Genomic DNA, 20,537 nt, shown 5'->3' with positions numbered 1-20,537 from the left:
CCCGCCCATGAGCTCCCTTCCCTCCTCCGTCGACGTCGCGATCATCGGTGCGGGCGCCGCCGGCCTCGGCGCGGCGCATGCGCTGGCGGGCTCCGGCCTCTCCGTGATCGTGCTGGAGGCGCGCGACCGGCTCGGCGGCCGAGCCTGGACGGTGCAGGCCTCGCCCGAAGTCACCTTCGACGTCGGCTGCGGTTGGCTGCACTCGGCGGACAACAACTCCTTTGTCGCGATTGCGAAACAGCTCGGTTTCGAGGTCAACAAGGACCTGCCGCCTTGGCGCGAGCGTGCCTATGGCAACGCGTTTCCGAAAGCCGAGCGTGACGATTTCATGCACGCGATGGACGCCTTCTATCAGCGGCTGTGGAAGACCGCCCAGAAGGGCCAGGATGTCCCCGCGAGCTTGAGCCTGGAGCCGGGCGATCGCTGGAATCCCATGATCGACGCGATCTCGACCTACATCAACGGTTGCGAACTGAAGGACATGTCGACGCTGGACTGGGACGCCTATGAGGACAGTGACCTCAACTGGCGCGTCCGCCGCGGCTATGGCGCTCTGATCGCGGCCTATGGCGCGCCCTGCCCGGTGGCGCTGAACTGCAACGTCGCGCTGATCGATCATTCCGGCCAGCGCATCCGCATCGAGACATCGCAGGGCACGCTGACCGCGGACAAGGTGATCGTCACCGTGCCGACCAATCTCATCGCCAATGAGGCGATCCGATTCTCGCCACCTCTCCTCGCCAAGGTCGATGCCGCAGCCGGCCTGCCGCTCGGGGTCGACGACAAGGTGACGCTGGCGCTCGACGGTGCCGAAGCCTGCCCCAAAGAAGGGAATTTGCGCGGCGCCACGATGCGCACCGACATGGGCACCTATCATATCCGCCCGTTCGGCCAGCCCTGCATCGAAGGCTTTTTCGGCGGCAGCTTTGCGCGTGAGCTGGAGGACGCCGGCGAAGGCGCTCTTGCCGCGCAAAGCATCGACGAGATCGCAGGCTTGCTCGGTAACGACATCAGGCGAAAGCTGAAGCCGCTCTACGCGTCGCGCTGGGCGCACGACCCCTTCGCAAGCGGCTCCTACTCGCACGCGCTGCCGGGCCACGCCGGCGACCGCGCCGTACTGGCGGCACCGGTCGATGGGCGGCTGTTTTTTGCGGGAGAAGCGACGTCGCCGAACTTTTTCTCGACGGCGCACGGCGCGAGGGACTCAGGGGAGCGGGCGGCGAGGGAAGTGCTGGGCGTTCTGGGCAAACCGTAACCGCACGCTCGTCATTGCGAGCGCAGCGAAGCAATCCAAAATCTTTCCGCAGCGGCAGCCAGGATTGCTTCGCTGCGCTCGCAATGACGAATTACTCGATCACCCGCGCCCTTAAATCGGCATCAGGCACGAAGCACGCATCATACTTGCCGAAGATGCGGTAGCGGTTGCGCGCAATGAGGCTGTACACCGGGTCGCGCAACGCTTTCGGCACGGCGAACAACGCGCGCACCCAGCTCCAGCCAGGGAGCTGCGACAGCACCGTCAGCGCAGCGTCCGACTTCATGAACACCGCGCCGCCATGAACCACGGCATTGGTGTCGGGATCATCCGGATCGATGCCGAACGTGCGTGCGAGCCGGGCGCCATAGTCCGACTGGATCGGCGTGAAGCGAAATCGCTTCGCCCTGTCGCGCGCGGCGACGAAGCGGACCCAGCGCGAGCAAAAAATGCAGACCCCGTCGAACAGGATCACGTCATTGTCAGGCCATTTGGGCATCAGCGATTGTCCAACATCAAAAGCGCGACAAACATCAGCACGATCGCCGGTCCCGTCTTCACCAGTGCACCGAGCGGCTCGATCCAGAGATCCGGCGTCAGGATCGCGGCACCAAACATATAGCCGAGCGAAGCCATCATGCCCGCAACGAGTCCGATCGCGGCGGTGCGGCGGAAGGCGATCAGCACCCCAATGCTCATGTCCATCAGGCTGGTGCCGATGGTGATGGGATCGACCAGCGCCGACGGAAAGTTGTGCGCACTCAGGATTCCGGCGGCGGCACCATAGGACACGAACAGCGCGATGCAGCCGGAGACGCACCAGAACACGACAAGGCTCGCGAAGATCAGCGTCTTCACCAAAAACAGCCGCGCGAACCACTTATCCTGGATCGTGGCGGGGTGGCGGCCGACCGTCTGAGCCAGTGATTTCGGCACGATGCCCGTGGCGGCGATCCATGCCGAGGGATCGCCGTTCACGCCGCGGCGCAGCTCGGCGATGGCCGTGGAGCGCATCGGCGGCATCCAGCCGAGATAGTTGGCAAAATCGCCGCCTTTCGCGCTGAAGTCGAGCATGAAGGACGGCATCTCGACGCGCGACCAGCCGGCCGTGCCGAACGCGATACGAAACTGCTCGATGACGCCAGCCATCGTGATCGGTTCGATCTGCATCAGGTCCCAGTTCACAGCCTTCACCGATGCGTCGTCGATATCGCGCGCGGCAAGCCAGGCAATGGTGGCGGAAATATCCTCGGCAGCAACGGGCTGGAACGGCGTCGCCATCTCCTTCTCCGGCAGGTCGAGCGGGGAGGCCGCAAGCGCGCGGAGCATCGCGCTGCCGCCATAGGCCGACGGCGCGACCACGAAACCGGGCCGCAGGATGGCGTGGGGAATGCCGGAAGCCGCGATCAAACGTTCGGCCTCACGCTTCGTCGTTGCGAACGCGGTTCGATCCTCGCCCGCGGTCCCGGGAATCGAGATGTGCACCAGCCGGATCGCACGGCCGCTGCCGCCTGAAGCAATCGTGCGACGAGATCCCGATGCACCGCGTTGGTGTCGCTGCCGGGTCCGTCCTGGAGCACACCTAGGCAGTTCACGACGACATCGACCGCGTGCTCGCCGAGGAGGTGCGCCAGCGCGGCTACGTCGAGCGAGAGGATCGGCAGCTCGACGTCCAGTGCGCCCATCTTCTGGGCGGGCGACAGGCTGCGCGCCACCCCGATCACGCGAAATCCCTGCGCGCGAAGATCGTCGGTGACGTAGCGGCCGATCAGGCCTGAGGCACCGAGCACGAGAATGGTTCGCTGGCTCATGACCTCCCTCAAAACGGTTTTGCGATCATCAGCTAGAGGATCAGCATCGTGGCCCCGAAGCCGGGGAAACCGAACGCGAACCAGCGGCGAAACAGGACGAAATAGCGCTCCGGAAGCGCGCCACGCTGCTCGGCGGCCTTCCGCGCGAGATCGCGCATCTCGATCTGCATGAAGATCACGGGGATCCAGAACAAGCCAGCAATTGCGTAGAGCGCAAGCGATGCGAGCAGCCAGCGCTCGGCGACCGACGTTGCCGAGAGCATCATCAGCAGGCCGCCCGTGACCGGCTGGAGGATCACGGCGGACAACGGGAAGATCGCATCCGAGACCACCACCACCGAAGCGGTACGCGCGATGAACGCCACGTCGTTCGTGCGATGCGCCATCAGCATAAAGAAGGCGATACCGGTTCCGGTACCGAGGATGACGATAGCGCCGAGCACATGCAGATATTTGATGAGGAAATATAACGTCATGGCTTTTTGCCAGCCGCCGGCTTCAGCGCGCGATCGAGTTCGGCACTCGCGGCTTTGACGCCGGCCTCGGTTTCGATCATCCAGTGGCCCTCGCTACCGACGGCCGGTGTCGTGCGGAAGTCGACCTTGCCACCGCCGCCGCGAAACGCATCGACCAACGCAAGCGAAAATGCCGGTGCAAAGTAGCTGTCATTGGCGGCAACGAGCCACGTGACGGGGATGCGCGCGGCCTTGCCGAACTCAGCCGCCGCCGCGAGAAGCGTATGCGGCGCGCAGATCCGGTTCGGCTCGTCATTGGCATGGCCGCCGCGGCCCGGCGCAATGGCGATGATGGCGGAGATCACCTTCGGATCGGCATTCGCGAGCGCCAGCGCGCCCCAACCGCCGGCGGAATGTCCGATCACGATCGCGGCGTCCTTGCGGATAAAATCCTGCTTTCGCACATCCTCCAGCGCGAGCGCGATTTCGTCGGCCGTTGCGCGGCCCGAGCGCAAATAGTCCGCCTCGTCGCAGCCACCCTGGTCCTCGACATAGCGGCCGCCTGTTACGCCATGGCCGAGCCGTTCCGGCACCAGCACGGCGAAGCCGCGCGCGACGAGGAACGCAGCGAGTGCGCGGTATTCCGGCTGTGGCGTTTGCGCGCGCCGCAAGCCATTTTGCGTCGAGGCATGCGCGATCACCGCAAGCCGGAACGGGCCGGCACCCGGCGGGCGAAACAGCAGGGCATGAGCGGCGATGTCGGTATCCGGCGACGGCACGCGCCATTGCTGCCTGCGAAACGGATCGCCCTCCGCTCCGGACGAACCAAAAGTGACCTGAGCGCACACAGGCGGCGCAGTCAGCAAGGCCAGCAGAGCCAGAAGCACGAGAATGTTGAGGAGCCGCATGAATTGCCGGAGGCGAGAAACTGCGACGGTCACACTAGTAGGAACGAATCAATATCGGCAGACTTTCTGCGTTGCCATTGCCGTTCATTCGTTGCCGCAAAGCAGTTTTGCACCGGTGCAGAGCACTCGGGTGCCATTCGAATCGGCGTCTTGTCTTTTTTCGGTACAACATGGTTCAAATACTGATGCAGAAAGTCCACAGGTTAACCGATAATTAAGGATAGGTCTTGCCGCCGGCGCGGCGACTTGGTTTGATCACGTCCATGAGCACAACCCTGATCGAGGTCCGGCCGGCCAAAGCCGCAGATGCAACTGCGGTGGCGTCCACCCATGACGAAGCCTGGCGCTCCGCCTATCAGGGCATCATTCCCGGCGCCGAACTGGAGAAGCTGATCAACCGCCGCGGTCCGCAATGGTGGGATAGCGCGATCCGCAAGGGCAGCCGCGTCAGCGTGCTGGTGTTCGGCGACAAGATCGCGGGCTACGCCAATTACGGTCGCAACCGCGCCCGCAGCCTGCATTTCGACGGCGAGGTCTACGAGCTCTATCTGCGTCCCGAATTCCAGGGCCTGGGCTTTGGCCGCCGGCTGTTCACCTCGGCCCGCCGCGACCTGATGCAGAGCGGCCTGAAAAGCATGGTGGTGTGGGCGCTCTCGGACAACGATCCGGCCACTGAGTTCTACCGCGCCCTGGGCGGCCGCATGGTGGCGCGCTCCTCGGAGCGTTTCGGGCCGAAATCGCTCGACAAGGTTGCCTTCGCTTGGACCAATTGAGCTGCTGAAGTCCGGCCGGCAGCATTTCCCTTCCGTCGATACCGCTGCCTTTTGAGCCGGTGATCGCCGGATTCATTATTTCACAAAAACGCGATGGATCAGCGGGCCAAGCCCGCGTATGACAGCGCCAAAATCGCTGCCGGGTGCGATTTAACCTCGGCAACAACGGAGCCTTGAATGCGTATCGATGCGATCTCGATCGGGAAGAACGTACCCAACGACATCAACGTCATCATCGAAGTCCCCGTGGGCGGCGAACCGATCAAATACGAGATGGACAAGGAAGCCGGCACGCTGGTGGTCGACCGCTTCCTCTACACTCCGATGCGTTACCCCGGAAACTACGGCTTCATCCCGCACACGCTGTCCGACGACGGCGACCCCTGCGACGTCCTCATCATCAACACCCGCGCCATCATCCCAGGCGCGGTCATGAGCGTGCGCCCGGTCGGCGTTCTGTTCATGGAAGACGAAGCCGGCGGCGACGAGAAGATTCTGGCGGTGCCTTCATCCAAGCTCACCCAGCGCTACGACAAGGTGAAGTCGTATTCCGACCTGCCGGACATCACGCTCCAGCAGATCCAGCACTTCTTCGAACATTACAAGGATCTCGAACCCGGCAAGTGGGTGAAGATCCTGCGCTGGGGCGGCCCCGAGGATGCGCACAAGCTGATCCTCGAAGGCATCGATCGCGAGAAGAAGAAGAACGGGTAAAGCTACCGCGTCGAGCGATGGTGTGCTCCCTCGCCCCGTTCTTACGGGGAGAGGGTTGGGGTGAGGGGCTGCTGCCGCATAAACGGCAACAGTCGGACTCGCGGAGAGCCCCCTCACCCGATCGCTTCGCGATCGACCTCTCCCCGCAAGCGGGGCGAGGTGAAGAAAACCTACACCGCCGGCTTCGGCAGCCCTGCAATCGCGCAGGCCGCGCGCAACGTGTTCACCAGCAGGCAGGCGACTGTCATCTGACCGACGCCGCCCGGCACCGGCGTGATGGCGCCAGCCACTGCGAGCGCTTCCTGATAGGCAACGTCGCCGACGAGGCGCGTCTTGCCGTCGTCCTTCGGGATCCGGTTGATGCCGACGTCGATCACGGTCGCCCCCGGCTTCAGCCAGTCGCCGCGCACCATCTCGGACTTTCCGACCGCGGCGTAGACGAGGTCTGCGCGCTTGACGAGCCCGGGCAGGTCGCGCGAGCGCGAATGCGCGATGGTCACCGTGGCGTTCTCGTTCAGCAACAGCTGCACCAGCGGGCGGCCGACGAGGTTGGAGCGGCCGATGACGATGGCGTTCATGCCTTCGAGCGAGGCATGCACGCTCTTGGTCAAAATGATGCAGCCGAGCGGCGTGCAGGGCGACAGCGCCTCGAAACCGCCGGCGAGGCGACCGGCATTGTTCGGATGCAGCCCATCGACATCCTTGGAGGGATCAATGGCATTGACGACCGCCTCGGTGTTGAGGCCCTTGGGCAGCGGCAATTGCACCAGAATACCGTGCACGGCGGGATCGCGGTTGAGTTTTGCGACCAGCGCCAGGAGATCTGCTTGCGAGACGTCGGCCGGCAGTCTGTGCTCGAACGAGGCCATGCCGGCGGCCTGGGTCTGGGTGTGTTTCGAGCGGACATAGACCTCGCTCGCCGGGTCGCTTCCGACCAGCACCACCGCGAGGCCCGGTACCAGATTGTGCTCGCGTTTGACGCGTGCGACCTCGTCCGCGACGCGGGCGCGAAGTTCCGCGGCGATGACTTTTCCGTCGATGATCCTGGCGGTCATGTCAATTTCCTCAGTCTGTCGATTTGGCAGATGCGAGCTGGCGCAGGGCTTCGCCGAGCCGCGCCGGATCGCCGTCGACCGCGATCTGCTTCAGCCGCGAGGTCGCTCCCGACAGGAGTTTGACGCTGGCCTTGGGCACGCCCAGCGATTTCGCCAGCAGCACCAGAACGGCCTTGTTGGCCTCGCCGCCATCGGCAATGGCGCGCACACGCACCTTGAGCACGCTACGGCCATCGGCCAGCTGCTCGATCCCGTCGATGTCGTCGCGGCCGCCGCGCGGCGTTACCCGCAGCGCGATGCTGATTCCTGCGGACCCGTAACGCCAAGGTTCCTTGATGACAAGGTTCTTTGGCAATCCAGGACGCTCCAGCCTGCTTAGATCACGTTCGGGTAGATGTAATACAGGATCACCCGCTCGATGAACATGATGAGCAGGATCAGGATGATCGGCGAGATGTCGAGGCCGCCGAGGCTGGGCAGGAAATTGCGAATCGGCGCCAGGACCGGCTCCGTGATTCGGTACAGGAACTCCGCCACCGCCGACACGAACTGGTTGCGGGTGTTCACGACGTTGAAGGCGATCAGCCAGGACAGGATCGCGGACGCGATCAGCAGCCAGACGTAGAGGTCGAGCACGATGATGACGATGTCGAGAACGGCACGCATGGCTTTTAAAGACTCTGGCTTCGGTTGGGATTGACGTCTTTTGCTAGATATCGGTTCCCCCCGGTCCAAACAAGGGAAGTCGGTGCCGGGATGGCTAAAACCGGGTTACAGCCGTCCTTGACTTGACCTTGGCGGGGACTTAAATGGCGCCCGGTTGTCGGCCGCATTGACCAGAGCGGCCTACAAAAGGGGCCATAGCTCAGCTGGGAGAGCGCGTCGTTCGCAATGACGAGGTCGGCGGTTCGATCCCGCCTGGCTCCACCAGCCTTCGCTCGCTTCGCGAGCTACGGCTAGGCAAGCCCGGAAGGTCTCTCGCAGCGAAGTGAGCGAAGGCTGCCGCGCCATAGCCCGAAGGGCGACGGCGGGCTCCATCCGAAATCTCCCCTACTTCACTTCCCCGTAAATCTCGGCGGCCGCTTCTCCATGAAGCTTGCGACCCCCTCCCGGAAATCGCTGCCGTTCAGCGCCACCATCATGTCCCGGTTGGCCGCGATCGTCGCCTCCGCCAGCGTCTGGAACGGCACCTCGTAGAGCTGCCGCTTGATCACGGCCATCGCGCTCGGCGAGACGAAATCGGCGAGGTCGCGCGCATAGGCATAGGTCTCCTCGCGGAGTTTTTCCGGCGAGCAGAGCCGGTTGACCAGCCCGATCCGCAACGCCTCGTCACTCGAAAGGCGGCGCGCCGAGAGCAGCAGATCCATCGCGTTGGCGTGGCCCACGATTCGCGGCAGCATCCAGCTAATGCCGTGCTCGGCGATCAGGCCGCGCCGCGCGAAGGCTGTCGTGAACACGGTGTTGTCGGCGGCAAAGCGCAGGTCGCAATAGAGCGCGTGGACGAGGCCGATGCCGGCGGTGGCGCCGTTGAGCATGGCGATGACAGGCTTTCCGATCGACGGGTAGAAGCCGTAGCGCGTCTGCCAATCGGGCCGCCGGTTCATGTCGAAGGGCGGCAGGTTCGACGCGCGCCCGACATCATCGGGGTCGAGCCCCTTCAATGCGTCCATGTCGGCACCGGCGCAAAAGGCACGGCCCGCGCCGGTGATGACGATGACGCGGACATTGTCATCGGCGCTCGATGCTTCCATCGCATGGCGCACGTCGCGCTCCATGATGGGCGTCCACGCATTCATGCGGTCGGGACGGTTGAGCGTGATGGTCGCGACCTTGTCGCTGACCTCATAGAGAATGTGTTCGTAGGCCATGGCGCTCTCCCTTTGTTTGCCGGCACGCGTTCGCGCGCGCTCGTTGGCGACGAGCTTAGCATATCAAGGAATGAGACAAGGGCTTGCGCCAAGGACCTGCGAAGGCGCGATCACTCGGCGGCTTGCGCCAGCACCGGCCGCCGCGTCAGCCAGCCGTCGATGAAGTGATCGAGCCAGGCGCGTTCGGCGGCATCGTAGACGGCACGATCCGCGAAATGATGATGCCGCTGCCGCGCGCCGGGCGCGCTGAGGCCGTCATAGCCGCGCGTGGTCCAGCGATGCATCATCGCGTAGGTCACGTCAGGATGAAACTGCACGCCGAAAGCGTTGCCGGTGTGGAATGCCTGCACCGGAAAATCATCGCCTTCGGCAAGCAGTTCAGCGCCGACCGGCAATTCGAAGCCTTCGCGATGCCAATGATAGACCCGCGCCGGCCAATTCGGGCAGAGCCGGTGTCCCGCTTCTGTCGGGCGGATCGGGTAGTAGCCGATCTGGGTCAGCGCATCCGCATGTGGCGCGACGCGGGCCCCTAACTGCTTCGCCAGCATCTGCGCGCCGAGGCAGATACCGAGGAACGGCCGCTGTTCGCGGAGCGGAATTTCGATCCAATCGATCTCGCGGCGGATGTAGTCGTCCGGATCGTTGGCGCTCATGGGACCGCCGAAGACCACCGCGCCGGCATGCTGGTCGAGGGTCTCGGGCAGCGGATCGCCGAAACGGGGACGGCGGACGTCGAGGCGATGGCCGAGCGCGCGCAGCGCATTGCCGACGCGGCCGGGCGTCGAGGATTCCTGATGCAGGATGATCAGAACCGGCAACCGGGTTCCGGAGGCGGCGACATCAGGCGTCCTTCTGGGGAAGGGCACCACTTCTGCGCCACTAAACCTGTTCGTCCGGAACGACATGGTCTCTGCGAGTGCTATCGGTTCAGACCGCCAGCATAACTAAGCGATCGTTAATTTCGTGTGAGTTTGCGCACACACACGCCCGATAGAAAGCAAGCTCCGGGCCACGACGGACCGAGAGCTCTCTTTACTGTCTTTGCCTCTGAAACCGGCTGGTAGCCGACAGGATGAAGCCGCGCGGGAAGAAGCGCAGCGCAAATGGCACGACCTTGATGCCCAGACCAGGGAGCACTGCCCGCTTATTGGCCATCAGCCCGCGATAGGCCTGCCGTGCGACATCGGCGGCAGGAACATTGAGAAGGGCCGTATCATGGCCGGACCCAACGCCGGCGCGCGCCTGGAATTCGGTGGGCACCGGGCCCGGGCAAAGGACGGTGACGCGAACGCCGTGCGGTGCAAGCTCCGCCCGCAAGGCCTCGGTGAAGGAAATGACATAGGCCTTGGACGCGTAATAGACCGCCATGCCGGGGCCGGGCAGATAGCCCGCGACCGATCCGACGTTGAGAAGACCGCCCTTGTGCCTGATGAGCTGATCGGCAAAGCGCAGCGACAGATCCGTCAGGGCCCGGACATTGACATCGACGATGCCGAGCTGCTCGACGCGGTCGCGCTCGATTGCGTCACCAAATACGCCGAAGCCGGCATTGTTGACGAGATTGTCGAGCTCGACGCCTTCGGCGACGAGTGCGGCCGCGATCTTCTCGCCGGCGTCCGCATCCTCGAGATCGCAGGCGATCACGATCGGCTTCTTGCCGCCCTTGGCGGCGAGCTCGTTCGCGAGCGCCTCGAGCCGGTCCGCGCGTCGCGCCGTCAGCGCAAGACGGTGTCCGTTCGCGGCGAACACACGCGCCAGCTCCATGCCGATGCCCGCCGAGGCACCGGTGATCAACGTTACCCGCTCAGTCACGATCGAGATCTCTTCAATTGAAGTTTTTTGGCCCCGCAATGCTGGAACGAGAGCATAGGCCAAGCGCGACAGGCAAGCGGCGCTGACAGCATGGCCACTTGAGCGGGTGACAGGGGGCGCAAAAACCCGGGATTTTACGGACGAATCCGGAGTCGAGACGGCCGGGGGGCTACATTAAAGTTTCGTCATGTGTCGCCACAACCGTCAATTGGCGGTGCTGGCAGAGATCACCCACCGAGCGCGCCGTCCTTGACCTGACCACCGGCACGATCTGCGACCGCGTGCTTCAGCTCGATCCGGTCGCGCTGGGCGATCCCGAGCAGGTCGGAGGCGCGCCAGACCACATTGTCCTCGAACTCGGTGACCTGGCCGTCGGCATAGACCAGCTCCCACATCATCTGGACGACCCGCTTGCGGCCCTCTTCGTCGAGCGAGCGCATCATGATGCTGGTGAAGTGATAGAGGTCGACCGCCTCGCCCTCGACCTCCGTCGCATCCGCGATCAGACGATCCGCCGTGCCGCGATCGAGCCCAAAGTGGCTTTCGATCAGGCTGTGCAATTTGCGCTGCTCGGCAGCCGTCGGCTGGCCGTCCAGCGAGATCACGTGAACCAGCAGCGCGGTCGCCGCCAGCCGGTAATCACTGTCACCGAACGCTCGGTCCTGGGCATGGGGAGCAACAATGTCGGCGATGAATTGGCGCAGGCCGTCGAGCATAAGGTCCTACCGAAATCGATGAAGCCGCGGAGCGCGGCCGCTACCAGCATTATATGAGCAGGAAACTCAACCGGCGCAACGTGCGTCAGTTCCGCGCGCTGCATTACGTTTCGGCAATCTGGAGTGCTGTGATTTTAGAGTGGGGCAAGGCAAGTGCGCACATGTCGTCCCGGCGAAGGCCGGGACCCATAACCACAGGCTGCGGTTTGGCGAAGGCTTTGGCAACGACCATCCAGCCCGTTTCGGAAATCACGCGGTATGGGTCCCGGCCTTCGCCGGGACGACACCCAGTCACGGTATCTCGTACACCACCATCTTGTCGGCGATGCCGCGCAGTGCGGCCTGCTTCTGGATCGGCCTGATCTCGCGCTGCTTGAGGACTTCGGCGACCGCCGGTGCATCCAGCACCGGCCCGGTGATGTGGATCTCCTGCGCGGTCGAGAGGCTCTGCACGCGGGCGGCGATGTTGACGGTCTGGCCGAAGTAATCCTGCCGCTCGTTCAGCATCACCGCGAGACACGGACCCTCGTGGATGCCGATCTTGACGATGAGATCGGCAGTGCCGCGCTTTTTGTTGAGCTCGTCCATCGCCGCGCGCATCCGCAAACCCGCTGCGATCGCATGCTCGGGACGGACGAAGGTCGCCATCACGGCATCGCCAATCGTCTTCACCACCGCGCCTTTCTCCGACGAGATGATCTCGAGCAGCGCGTGGAAATGCGCGCGCACGAGGTCGAAGGCGGCGAGGTCGCCGACGCGCTCATAGAGCGCGGTCGATCCCTTCAGATCGGTGAACAGGAAGGTCAGCGAGGTGATCTGGAGCCGCTGGTCGAGACTGAGATTGTCCGCCTTGAACACGTCGCGAAACGTCTGGTTCGACAGCATCCGCTTGGCGGTAAGAAACGGCTTCCGCTTGCCGATAAGGTGATGGAGTGCCTCGGCCGCGATGAACACCGACGGCAGCACGCGCACGCCGGCCTGGTTCTCCAGCGACAGCCGCAGCGGCCCCGGCCGCATGGTCGTGGTTCCCGTCGGCGCCTGCACCCTGTTGTACATGATGGCGAGCTGCTGACGGTCCTTGGTCGGCTCGCCCTGCACGTCGATGAAATGGGCGGCGTGCGTCACCGGTTCGAAGATGATGATGAAGTCGTTCGGTAGCTGCAGCGACATGGTCGCCTTCTCGCCGGCCGGCAGCTCCATCGTATCCAGCGTCACCTCATTGGCGAGCGTCGCAAACGATTCCTTGTTGAAGTCGACGCCGGAACTCCAGAACACCTGCTTGAAGTACTCCCACACCGGAAGCGTATCGGGATCATGCGCCGCAATGCGCCGGACACGTGAATTGACGGTGAAGGAGACTTCGACCTGGTCATCGACGGAGGCCTTGTAGCCGCACGCGCACAGCGCGCAGTGATAATCGTCGGGCTTGAGCGCCTTGAGAGTCGAGTGCGCCCCCAACACGCCGCCGCAGCCCGGGCACAGCACATTCCAGCCCAGATCGAATAGACCGAGCCGCGCCGAATGCAGGAATGCCGAGATCGCGTGCTCTTCATCGAGACCGTGCTGCTTCGCGAAATCGAGGACATTGACGCGGTTGAGCTCGTGATCTTCGCCATCGTCGATAAGGCGCGCGATCGCGTCGACCACTTTCGCATCCGCGGTCTGCTTCAGAACGGAAAACTGGGCCTGAATGTCGCTCATGGCGTAACTCTATCTGGTGTGGATCACGCCGTCGGCCAAGCGAACGCCTGTCACCGACGCGTGATGCGGAACAGCGGCGAACGGTCCGGCTGGGTCGTGACGACCCCGAGCGGAATGACAGGGCTGGTATCGGCAAGCTCGACACGGAACGCACCGATCAGCCGGGCCAGCGCCAGCACGGATTCGGCTTGCGCGAATGGCGCGCCGATGCAGACCCGCGGACCCGCGCCAAAGGGCAGATAGGCAAACCGATCGGGCGCTTCCGTCGACATGAAGCGTTTTGGAATGAACGCGTTCGGCTGGTCCCACAGCTTCTCGTGCCGGTGCAGCAGCCACGGCGCGATCATGATGATGTCGCCCTTGCCGATCTCGACGCCGGCCGCGTTGTCCTTCTCGCGCGCAGCCCGGGCGATCAGGAAGGCCGGCGGATAAAGCCGCATGGTCTCCTCGATCGCGGCGCGGGTGAACTTCTGGCGATCAATGTCGGCCATGCTGTCGAGATGTTCGCCACGCGTTTCGGAGGCGATTTCTTCCTGCGTGTCCGGGTCGAGTGCGAGCAGATAGAGCGCCCAGAATAGGGCGGTCGCCGTGGTCTCGTGGCCCGCGAGGATCATGGTCGCGACTTCGTCGACCAGTTGCTCGTCCGAAAAGCCCTTGCCGGTTTCAGGGTCGCGCGCCTCGTCCATGAGATCGAACAGATCGCGCGGCGGCGCGCCCTCCTTCTTGCCCATCTCACGCCGCTCGGCGATCAGCATCGCGACGAATTCGGTCCAGCGCTTGCGGAAACGGGCGCGGGCAAAATCCATCGGGCTTGGCCAGGACAGCGGCAGCACCATGTCAAGCAAGTACGGCCGCCCGAGGCGGGCCCCATACTCCATGACGAAGTTGCGCAAGGTCGGGCCATGGCGATCCATGCCGAACGAGAACATGGTGCGTCCGGCGATCTCCAGCGTCATGCGCTGCATGATCTCGCGCAGATCGACCGGCTCGCTCGTTCGCCCGTCGAGCTTCGCGATGGTCTCGTCGAGCACCGCCGTCATGTGCGGAACGAGATTTGCCGTCGCACGCGGCGTGAACGCCGGCGCGAGGGTGCGGCGCTGAAACGTCCACGAATGGCCCTCCGCAATCAGAAGACCGTCGCCGAGCACGGGACGAAGCATGCGGATGCCCGCCGGAGTGCGCGAATAATTCTCGTAATTGCTGAGCAGGACATGCCGGATCGCATCCGGCCGGTTCAGGATGAAACTGTTGCGGAAGAAGAAACGGCCCTCGATGACGTCTTCCTCATAGGCGCGCTGCCCCCAGGTCGCGATCATGTTCCGCTTGATCACGGCAAGCCGGGCAAGGAACGACATGTCGTCGGGCGCACGCGGCGGGGTCGGAGGGACGATGGGCCGACGCACGCTGGCGATGTTCATGGCTCGCTCCCGCAGAGGTGACGCAGGCAATTAGCTAATAAGTCAGCTCGGCAATCGCAATCCTGTTCTCGGAGGCAGCCCAGGCGCGTGCCACAATTCGTTCTTCGCCAAATTGGGCCACGATGTTACGCCCGACCTCGCCGGCCGCAAGGCGCAGTGTTGCTGTCGAATCCGTGGGCACACCCGATTTGACGTCCGACGGCTCCTTGCCGTCGAGCAGCACCACGTCCCGCGGCAGGCCGAAATAACCGCGCGGGCGCGACATGATCACGACAGCCCCGGCGTCCTTGTCCGCGGGCCCGAGCGGACGCGCAGCGCGCAGATGCACCACGTCCGATGAGCGCGGGAAGGGCGAGCGGTAGATGTGCGTGGCCGGCGCATCCGGCGATGACAAGACGAATTCGAGCGACCAGGAAGGTTCGACCTGCGCCGGGCCCCAACGGCCGTCGGCGCCGGTCTTCGCGCTGTACACGGCGCTACCCCTGCGCTCCCCGGTATCAGGATCGACGCGGAATATCTCGACGGTTGCACCCGCCACCGGGCGATTGGTCGACACGCCGCCCGGCGTGCCGGTAACAAGGCCGCTCAGCTTCACGCTCTGCTCCGGCGCGATCGCGATGCGCGCGGGCTCGCGGCCGGCGATGAACTTGTAGATCTCGGGGAAGGCCCGAGGGTGAAACGCCACTTCGCGATGATCGAGTGCGCCGAGCACGAGGTTGGTGGCACCCTTCAACTCCGGACCTTCGACGCTGACGCCGGTCGGCGTACCGGGCTTGCCGATGAAGCGGCCATCGGCCTGCGCGTATTTGTCCATGCCGTCACTGCGCAAGGTGAGGAAGGCAACACCCGGTGTCACCTCGCTCTCGCCCTCATTGAGGCTGCGCAGAAACGCGCCGCGACCGTTGAACTCGCTGTTGGGCTGGTCGTCGGTCGCGAACACGCCGTGATTGGGCGTGCCGCACAGCACGGCATGGCTGACATCGCCGGCGCCGCCGTTCTTGATCACGTTGCGGATGGCGTAGCCGCCGCGCGAGCTGCCGACCAGTGCCACGCGGGCCGCGCCGGTGCGGCGCTTCAGTTCGGCTATGGCGGCGGCGAGCTCGCGGCGCTGGTCCTCGGTCGAGGAGCGGCCCGCCTGTTCGACCTTGTCGTCACTTCGTGCATTGGGATCGGTGAAATTGATCGCCGCCATGCGGTCGCGCGCGATACCGTTGGATTCCATCCGCCACAAGGTCGTCATCCAGAGCGCGTCGTAGTCGCCATTGCCGTGCACTAACAGGATCGGAGGCACCTCGCCCGGCCCGGCAGGTGAAGGTTGGGCCAATGCGCCCGTCCGCAGGCTCGCAACTGCGAAGGGCAAGCTGCCGGCCCCTTGCAAGATCATCCGTCGTGACAGCTTCATCTGTTCCTCCCCGGCAAAACCATCTCTTTGCACCGCTTATACCGGCCTAACCACTGGACAGCGAAGGACTTTCGCAGGCATCACTGAACTTGCCGGAATCGCCCAAAGACCGCTCCAAGACAACTTCAGGACAACTTCAAGACCACTTCTGCCAGCCCATTTGGAAGGGGATATGACCGAGCAGACGAATCGCCAGAAAATTGCGGCCGACGGCATCATGGCGCCGCTGCGGTACACCGTGTTCCGGCGCATCTGGCTCGCCAGCCTGCTCTCCAATCTCGGCCTGCTGATCCAGGGCGTGGGCGCCGCCTGGGCCATGACGCAGATGGCGGCTTCGGCGGACAAGGTGGCGCTGGTGCAGACCGCTCTGATGCTGCCGATCATGCTGATCTCGATGCCGGCCGGCGCCATCGCCGACATGTATGACCGCCGCATCGTGACCCTGATCGCACTCATGATCGCGCTGACTGGCGCGACCGCGCTCACGGTCCTGGCCTGGCTCAACTACATTTCCCCGGAAACGCTGCTCGTCTTCTGCTTCGTCGTCGGCAGCGGCAACGCACTGTTCGGTCCGGCCTGGCAATCCTCGGTCAGCGAGCAGGTGCCGCCCGATGCTCTGCCGTCGGCCGTCGCGCTGAACGGCATCAGCTACAACATCGCCCGCAGCTTCGGCCCGGCGGTCGGCGGCGTCATCGTCGCTGCGCTCGGTGCGGTGGCGGCGTTTGCGTGCAATGCCATCCTCTATTTGCCGTTGCTGGTGGTGCTGCTGCTCTGGCGGCGCAACACCGAACCCTCGCGCCTGCCGCGGGAGAAGCTCAACCGCGCCATGGTGTCGGGCTTCCGCTACATCACCAATTCGCCGCCGATCAAGATCGTGCTGTTGCGCACGCTGGTGATGGGCCTGATTGGCGGCGCCATCATGGCACTGATGCCGCTGGTCGCGCGCGACCTGCTGCATGGCGGCGCGCAGACCTACGGCATCATGCTCGGCGCTTTCGGGATGGGCGCCGTGGTCGGTGCGCTCAACATCCACGAATTGCGCAAGCGCATGAGCGGCGAAGCTGCGATCCGCGCCTGCACCATCTCGATGGCGTTTGCGATGGCCGCTCTCGCCGTGAGCACCGAGCCGGTGCTGACCGCGGCTGCGCTGGTGCTCGCCGGCGCGGTCTGGATGGCCGCCATCGCGCTGTTCAATATCGGCGTGCAGCTCTCGGCGCCGCGCTGGGTCGCAGGCCGCTCGCTCGCGGCGTTCCAGGCCTCGATTTCCGGCGGCATCGCGATCGGCGCCTGGGGCTGGGGTCATCTCACCGACTATGCCGGCGTCGAGGTCGCGTTGCTGACGGCCGCCGGGCTGATGCTGATCTCGCCGGTGCTGGGGATCTGGCTCACGATGCCGCGCGTCGGCGCCCGCAACGAAGACGCCGATGTGCTGGCCGATCCGGAAGTCAAGCTGTCGCTCACGGCACGCAGCGGGCCGTTGGTGGTCGAGATCGAATACCGCGTCGCCCAAGAGAACGCGCGCGCCTTTCACAACGTGATGCAGGACGTGCAGCTCTCTCGTCAGCGCAACGGTGCCTATGGCTGGTCGATCGCGCGCGACATCGCCGATCCCGAATTGTGGACCGAGCGCTACCACTGTCCGACCTGGCTCGATTATCTGCGCCAGCGCAACCGCTCGACCCAGTCCGAACGCGCGCTGCATCAGGAGGCGATCGATTTCCACATCGGCCCCGATCCGGTGCGGATCCGCCGCATGCTCGAGCGTCCGTTCGGCTCGGTGCGCTGGAAAGAGGAGACGCCGGACCAGGCCGCAAGTGAGGTGCTGCCCGTGGTCGCGACCGCGGCGGGAAGCAGCACGTAAGGTTTTGCGAGTCCGTAGCGACGCCTTACTGCCCGTGATCCGTCAGCACCTTGTCGCAGCCTTTGGTGAGCCGCGTACGGTTCTGCTTGAGGCAGGCGAGCACAGCCTGATCGCCATTGTTCATCACCGGGCGGCAGAAGCGCGTCACATCGCGCGCACAGGCGTCGTGACCGGGCTGCTGCGCTGACGCGGCCGATGCAAACAGGATCAATGGAATAATCAAAAGAAATCTGGTCATCGCGTAATGCCTCTTACCCGGAAGATGTGCGGGCGAAGCTAGAGCGACGATCCCGAGGCCGCAACGGCTTTATTGACAGGCGGGCCTGCGCCGCCGCGAGGCTCCGGCATTCACGCCGGGGCACATCGCGAGGGGAGCTAACCGACGCAACGACGCTATCGTTGCTGTTACTGGCTGTGTGTTACTGACTGTCCTGGGCGTCAGCGACCTTGCGTGACGCGCCGCCCTTGGCGAGGTCCTTGTCCATCACCGCACGGCAACCGGCGCTCAGATCCGAACGATGCTTCATCATGCACGCCGTGATCTTCGGGATGTTCGGGATTTCCGACGAGCACAGGCGGAAGGCGTCGCCGGTGCACTGCTGCTGCGCTTCGGACGAGAAGGCGAAGCTGGAGCCGGTCGAGGCGATCGAGAGGATGGCGGCAAAGCCCAGAGCCAGGCTGGTGTCGCGGATCTTGCTACTCAAGGACTTGATGTTCAGCGAGTTGGTCATTTGAAGCTCCCATTGGCACCGCTGGAAGCGGGCCCGTTGTTGATGGGACTGACCATGCTCCAGCAAAACAGTTTCCACTGTGATGACGGTCACGGGAGGCCCACCCTCTGTGACTTCGGTCACGTTGGCGCACCTCGCTGAAATTCCTTCATATCCGCAGTCGTGTTGGTGTCACGTTAACTGTTCCTTCGCATTAATGGCTCGGCGAGCGGGAAATTCCGCCGGTTTGGTTGCGTAATTGGAAAGAATGGCGATGCGTAATGCGTTGGGCCTGATGCTGGCCAGTGTAGTTGCGGCGGTCGTGATTGCCGCCGGCGGTTGGTTTTATTATTCCTCGCGCGCCGACCAGGCCGCTCCCAAGACAATTGCCGCCCGTGCCGCCGATCAATTGCCGGCACAGGCGAAGCTCGCCGCCAAGGACGACGTCGCGACCACGGCGGCGATTGCGGCCAAGCCGGCGGCAGCCGCCCCGGCGCCCGCACCCGCGCCGATGCCGGTTCAGCAGAAATCGACCTGCGCCAATCCCAACGCGCTCGGCGTCTCCCGCGTGGTCGAAATCGACACCACGGGCGGTCCGGGCTTCGGCTTCGATCATTTCAAGCAGTTCGACTTCCTCACCGAGAAAGAGGTCGTGCTGACCTTCGACGACGGTCCCTGGCCGGTCAACACGCCCGCGGTGCTGAAGGCTCTCGCGGATGAATGCACCAAGGGCCTGTTCTTCTCGGTCGGCAAGCATGCGACCTACCATCCGGAAATCCTGCGTCAGGTGCTGGCCCAGGGCCACACGGTCGGCGCGCACACCTGGTCGCACGTCAATCTAAACGGCAAGAAGATGACGGAGCAAATGGCCAAGGACGAGGTCGAGAAGGGCTTCAGCGCAGTGAGGTTTGCGCTCGGCACCAATCCCGCACCGTTCTTCCGCTTCCCGCAGCTTCAGCACAATCCGGCGATCGTGAGCTATTTCGGCACTCGCAACGTCGCGATGTTCTCGACCGACATCGACTCCTTCGACTTCAGGAAGGGCGCGACGCCGGAGAAGATCATCGAGACCGTGATGACCAGGCTCGACAAGCTCGGCAAGGGCATCATCCTGATGCACGATTTCCAGAAGCACACCGGCGAAGCCATGCCGGCGCTGCTCGCGCGGTTGAAGGCCGGCGGCTACAAGATCGTGCAGATGAAGGCCAAGACGACTTTCCAGACGCTGCCGGAATATGACGAGGCGCTGCTGAAGGACCTGAAGGTGCCGACCTCGAGCGCGCGTCCGATCGGAAGCGTGGTGCAGACGGTTTCCCAGTAACGCGTCCAGTCCGATCAAAACTCTTGTGTCATGGCCGGGCTTGTCCCGGCCATATGCTTTTTAAGAGCAGGCATCTTACCAGTAGATGCCGTGGCGATGCAGCTCACCGATGATGCGGCCTTCGGTCCAGCTGCGCTTGTGCTTCGGCTTGTCTGCCTTGGCCGTCGTCTTCGCGGCGGGTTGGGTCGTCGTCGCGGGCGCTGAGGCCGTCGTGGTCGTCGGTGTGGGCGTGGCGGCCGCCGCAGGCGCAGGCGCAGCAAGCGAAACCGCCGGCGGGCGATCGAGATATTTCGGAGCTTCGGCGGCTGGCGCTGCTTCGCTCACCTGCGTCGGCGCGGCAGCAAGCGCCGGCGCCGTTTGCTGAACCGAAGCCGGCTCGCTCACCGCAGACAGCGACAGGCTGCGCGGGCCTCCGGCCTGGGCAGAGGCAGAGACCAGCACCATAGCGGCCACCAGAATGATCTTGCGCATATGAAATCTCCCCGTGTTTGATGTGAGCTGGACACTAGGGGCGCCGATCGCGAGTTTATGTGATCACGATCACTCAGACTGGCATGCGATATCCGACGTGATGCCACGGTGATGCAATGGCTGCGCTCGACCGGACTCATCCGCGCAGTGCGCGCATGGTGACCAAATGCGCCGGTCAGAACGTCTGGCTTGCGGAGATCAAATGAGCTTGAGCGGCCCGAGACATAGGTGACAAAACGTACCGGACACATGGGTTACACTTTCCGCTTTTGTTCTGCGGGAGGTG

General features: G+C 64.1%; 21 protein-coding genes, 1 tRNA gene and 1 pseudogene. 6 read left to right on the top strand and 17 right to left on the bottom strand.

Annotated features, from left to right (window positions below; genetic code table 11):
• The first annotated feature begins 7 nt into the window (after positions 1-7).
• On the top strand, positions 8-1,255 hold the full coding sequence (locus AC0L20_RS25690; protein ID WP_473293553.1) for a flavin monoamine oxidase family protein: 1,248 nt from the start codon (positions 8-10) through the stop codon (positions 1,253-1,255).
• A gap of 91 nt (positions 1,256-1,346) precedes the next feature.
• Here AC0L20_RS25690 and AC0L20_RS25685 read toward each other — a convergent pair whose 3' ends face one another.
• From AC0L20_RS25685 to AC0L20_RS25670, 4 genes and pseudogenes are all read right to left on the bottom strand, one after another.
• Positions 1,347-1,754 (bottom strand): thiol-disulfide oxidoreductase DCC family protein, encoded by a 408-nt coding sequence (locus AC0L20_RS25685; RefSeq protein ID WP_473293552.1) that lies wholly within the window; start codon positions 1,752-1,754, stop codon positions 1,347-1,349.
• Positions 1,754-3,066 (bottom strand): annotated as a pseudogene (locus tag AC0L20_RS25680) (DoxX-like family protein). Before AC0L20_RS25680 ends, AC0L20_RS25685 begins: the two are co-directional and overlap by 1 nt.
• Before the next feature lie 32 nt (positions 3,067-3,098).
• On the bottom strand, positions 3,099-3,542 hold the full coding sequence (locus tag AC0L20_RS25675; protein WP_473293551.1) for a DUF2269 family protein: 444 nt from the start codon (positions 3,540-3,542) through the stop codon (positions 3,099-3,101).
• The gene (locus AC0L20_RS25670) at positions 3,539-4,429 is read right to left on the bottom strand and encodes an alpha/beta hydrolase family protein (RefSeq protein ID WP_473293550.1); all 891 of its coding nucleotides are present in this window, start codon (positions 4,427-4,429) and stop codon (positions 3,539-3,541) included. Before AC0L20_RS25670 ends, AC0L20_RS25675 begins: the two co-directional genes overlap by 4 nt.
• Before the next feature lie 263 nt (positions 4,430-4,692).
• Here AC0L20_RS25670 and AC0L20_RS25665 point away from each other — a divergent pair, with 263 nt between their 5' ends.
• Both AC0L20_RS25665 and ppa read left to right on the top strand, forming a co-directional pair.
• On the top strand, positions 4,693-5,202 hold the full coding sequence (locus tag AC0L20_RS25665) for a GNAT family N-acetyltransferase (protein ID WP_473293549.1): 510 nt from the start codon (positions 4,693-4,695) through the stop codon (positions 5,200-5,202).
• A 177-nt stretch (positions 5,203-5,379) separates the two neighbouring features.
• Entirely contained in the window at positions 5,380-5,916 is a 537-nt protein-coding gene (ppa, locus tag AC0L20_RS25660; protein WP_247405384.1) for an inorganic diphosphatase, read from the top strand.
• Positions 5,917-6,086: 170 nt separating this feature from the next.
• Here ppa and folD read toward each other — a convergent pair whose 3' ends face one another.
• The 3 genes from folD to AC0L20_RS25645 are packed head-to-tail and all read right to left on the bottom strand — an operon-like array spanning position 6,087 to position 7,637.
• On the bottom strand, positions 6,087-6,971 hold the full coding sequence (gene folD / locus AC0L20_RS25655) for a bifunctional methylenetetrahydrofolate dehydrogenase/methenyltetrahydrofolate cyclohydrolase FolD (RefSeq protein WP_473293548.1): 885 nt from the start codon (positions 6,969-6,971) through the stop codon (positions 6,087-6,089).
• A gap of 10 nt (positions 6,972-6,981) precedes the next feature.
• Positions 6,982-7,326 (bottom strand): DUF167 domain-containing protein, encoded by a 345-nt coding sequence (locus tag AC0L20_RS25650; RefSeq protein ID WP_456766860.1) that lies wholly within the window; start codon positions 7,324-7,326, stop codon positions 6,982-6,984.
• Between the two features lie 20 nt (positions 7,327-7,346).
• Entirely contained in the window at positions 7,347-7,637 is a 291-nt protein-coding gene (locus AC0L20_RS25645) for a YggT family protein (RefSeq protein ID WP_007598721.1), read from the bottom strand.
• 188 nt (positions 7,638-7,825) lie between these two features.
• Here AC0L20_RS25645 and AC0L20_RS25640 point away from each other — a divergent pair.
• Positions 7,826-7,901 (top strand) — tRNA-Ala (locus AC0L20_RS25640).
• A 125-nt stretch (positions 7,902-8,026) separates the two neighbouring features.
• On the opposite strand, the gene AC0L20_RS25635 is transcribed toward AC0L20_RS25640, so the two are convergent.
• The 7 genes from AC0L20_RS25635 to AC0L20_RS25605 form a co-directional block, all read right to left on the bottom strand.
• Positions 8,027-8,839, bottom strand: a complete 813-nt coding sequence (locus AC0L20_RS25635; RefSeq protein ID WP_473293547.1) for an enoyl-CoA hydratase — start codon at positions 8,837-8,839, stop codon at positions 8,027-8,029.
• Positions 8,840-8,949: 110 nt separating this feature from the next.
• The gene (locus AC0L20_RS25630; protein WP_473293546.1) at positions 8,950-9,744 is read right to left on the bottom strand and encodes a glutamine amidotransferase; all 795 of its coding nucleotides are present in this window, start codon (positions 9,742-9,744) and stop codon (positions 8,950-8,952) included.
• A gap of 127 nt (positions 9,745-9,871) precedes the next feature.
• The gene (locus AC0L20_RS25625; protein WP_473293545.1) at positions 9,872-10,651 is read right to left on the bottom strand and encodes an SDR family NAD(P)-dependent oxidoreductase; all 780 of its coding nucleotides are present in this window, start codon (positions 10,649-10,651) and stop codon (positions 9,872-9,874) included.
• A gap of 227 nt (positions 10,652-10,878) precedes the next feature.
• On the bottom strand, positions 10,879-11,367 hold the full coding sequence (locus AC0L20_RS25620) for a tellurite resistance TerB family protein (protein ID WP_473293544.1): 489 nt from the start codon (positions 11,365-11,367) through the stop codon (positions 10,879-10,881).
• Between the two features lie 291 nt (positions 11,368-11,658).
• A complete protein-coding gene (locus AC0L20_RS25615) occupies positions 11,659-13,068 on the bottom strand; it encodes an adenylate/guanylate cyclase domain-containing protein (protein WP_456766865.1) in 1,410 nt (469 codons plus the stop codon).
• 50 nt (positions 13,069-13,118) lie between these two features.
• A complete protein-coding gene (locus AC0L20_RS25610) occupies positions 13,119-14,486 on the bottom strand; it encodes a cytochrome P450 (protein ID WP_473293543.1) in 1,368 nt (455 codons plus the stop codon).
• 34 nt (positions 14,487-14,520) lie between these two features.
• Entirely contained in the window at positions 14,521-15,888 is a 1,368-nt protein-coding gene (locus tag AC0L20_RS25605) for a hydrolase (protein WP_473293542.1), read from the bottom strand.
• Positions 15,889-16,060: 172 nt separating this feature from the next.
• On the opposite strand from AC0L20_RS25605, the gene AC0L20_RS25600 reads away from it, so the two are divergent.
• Positions 16,061-17,749, top strand: coding sequence for an MFS transporter (locus AC0L20_RS25600; protein WP_473293541.1), 1,689 nt, complete (start codon positions 16,061-16,063; stop codon positions 17,747-17,749).
• Between the two features lie 25 nt (positions 17,750-17,774).
• Here AC0L20_RS25600 and AC0L20_RS25595 read toward each other — a convergent pair whose 3' ends face one another.
• Both AC0L20_RS25595 and AC0L20_RS25590 read right to left on the bottom strand, forming a co-directional pair.
• Positions 17,775-17,987, bottom strand: coding sequence for a hypothetical protein (locus tag AC0L20_RS25595; RefSeq protein WP_473293540.1), 213 nt, complete (start codon positions 17,985-17,987; stop codon positions 17,775-17,777).
• 181 nt (positions 17,988-18,168) lie between these two features.
• A complete protein-coding gene (locus AC0L20_RS25590) occupies positions 18,169-18,480 on the bottom strand; it encodes a hypothetical protein (RefSeq protein ID WP_473293539.1) in 312 nt (103 codons plus the stop codon).
• A gap of 253 nt (positions 18,481-18,733) precedes the next feature.
• Between AC0L20_RS25590 and AC0L20_RS25585 the strand changes: the two genes are divergently transcribed.
• Complete coding sequence (locus AC0L20_RS25585; protein WP_473293538.1) at positions 18,734-19,780, top strand: polysaccharide deacetylase family protein; 1,047 nt, start codon at positions 18,734-18,736, stop codon at positions 19,778-19,780.
• Positions 19,781-19,855: 75 nt separating this feature from the next.
• Here the strand turns inward: AC0L20_RS25585 and AC0L20_RS25580 are convergent, their stop codons facing one another.
• Complete coding sequence (locus AC0L20_RS25580; protein WP_473293537.1) at positions 19,856-20,251, bottom strand: hypothetical protein; 396 nt, start codon at positions 20,249-20,251, stop codon at positions 19,856-19,858.
• Between the last annotated feature and the right edge of the window lie 286 nt (positions 20,252-20,537).

This window comes from Bradyrhizobium sp. Kon58, from assembly GCF_055807455.1.
This window is presented reverse-complemented; position numbering and strand designations above follow the sequence as displayed.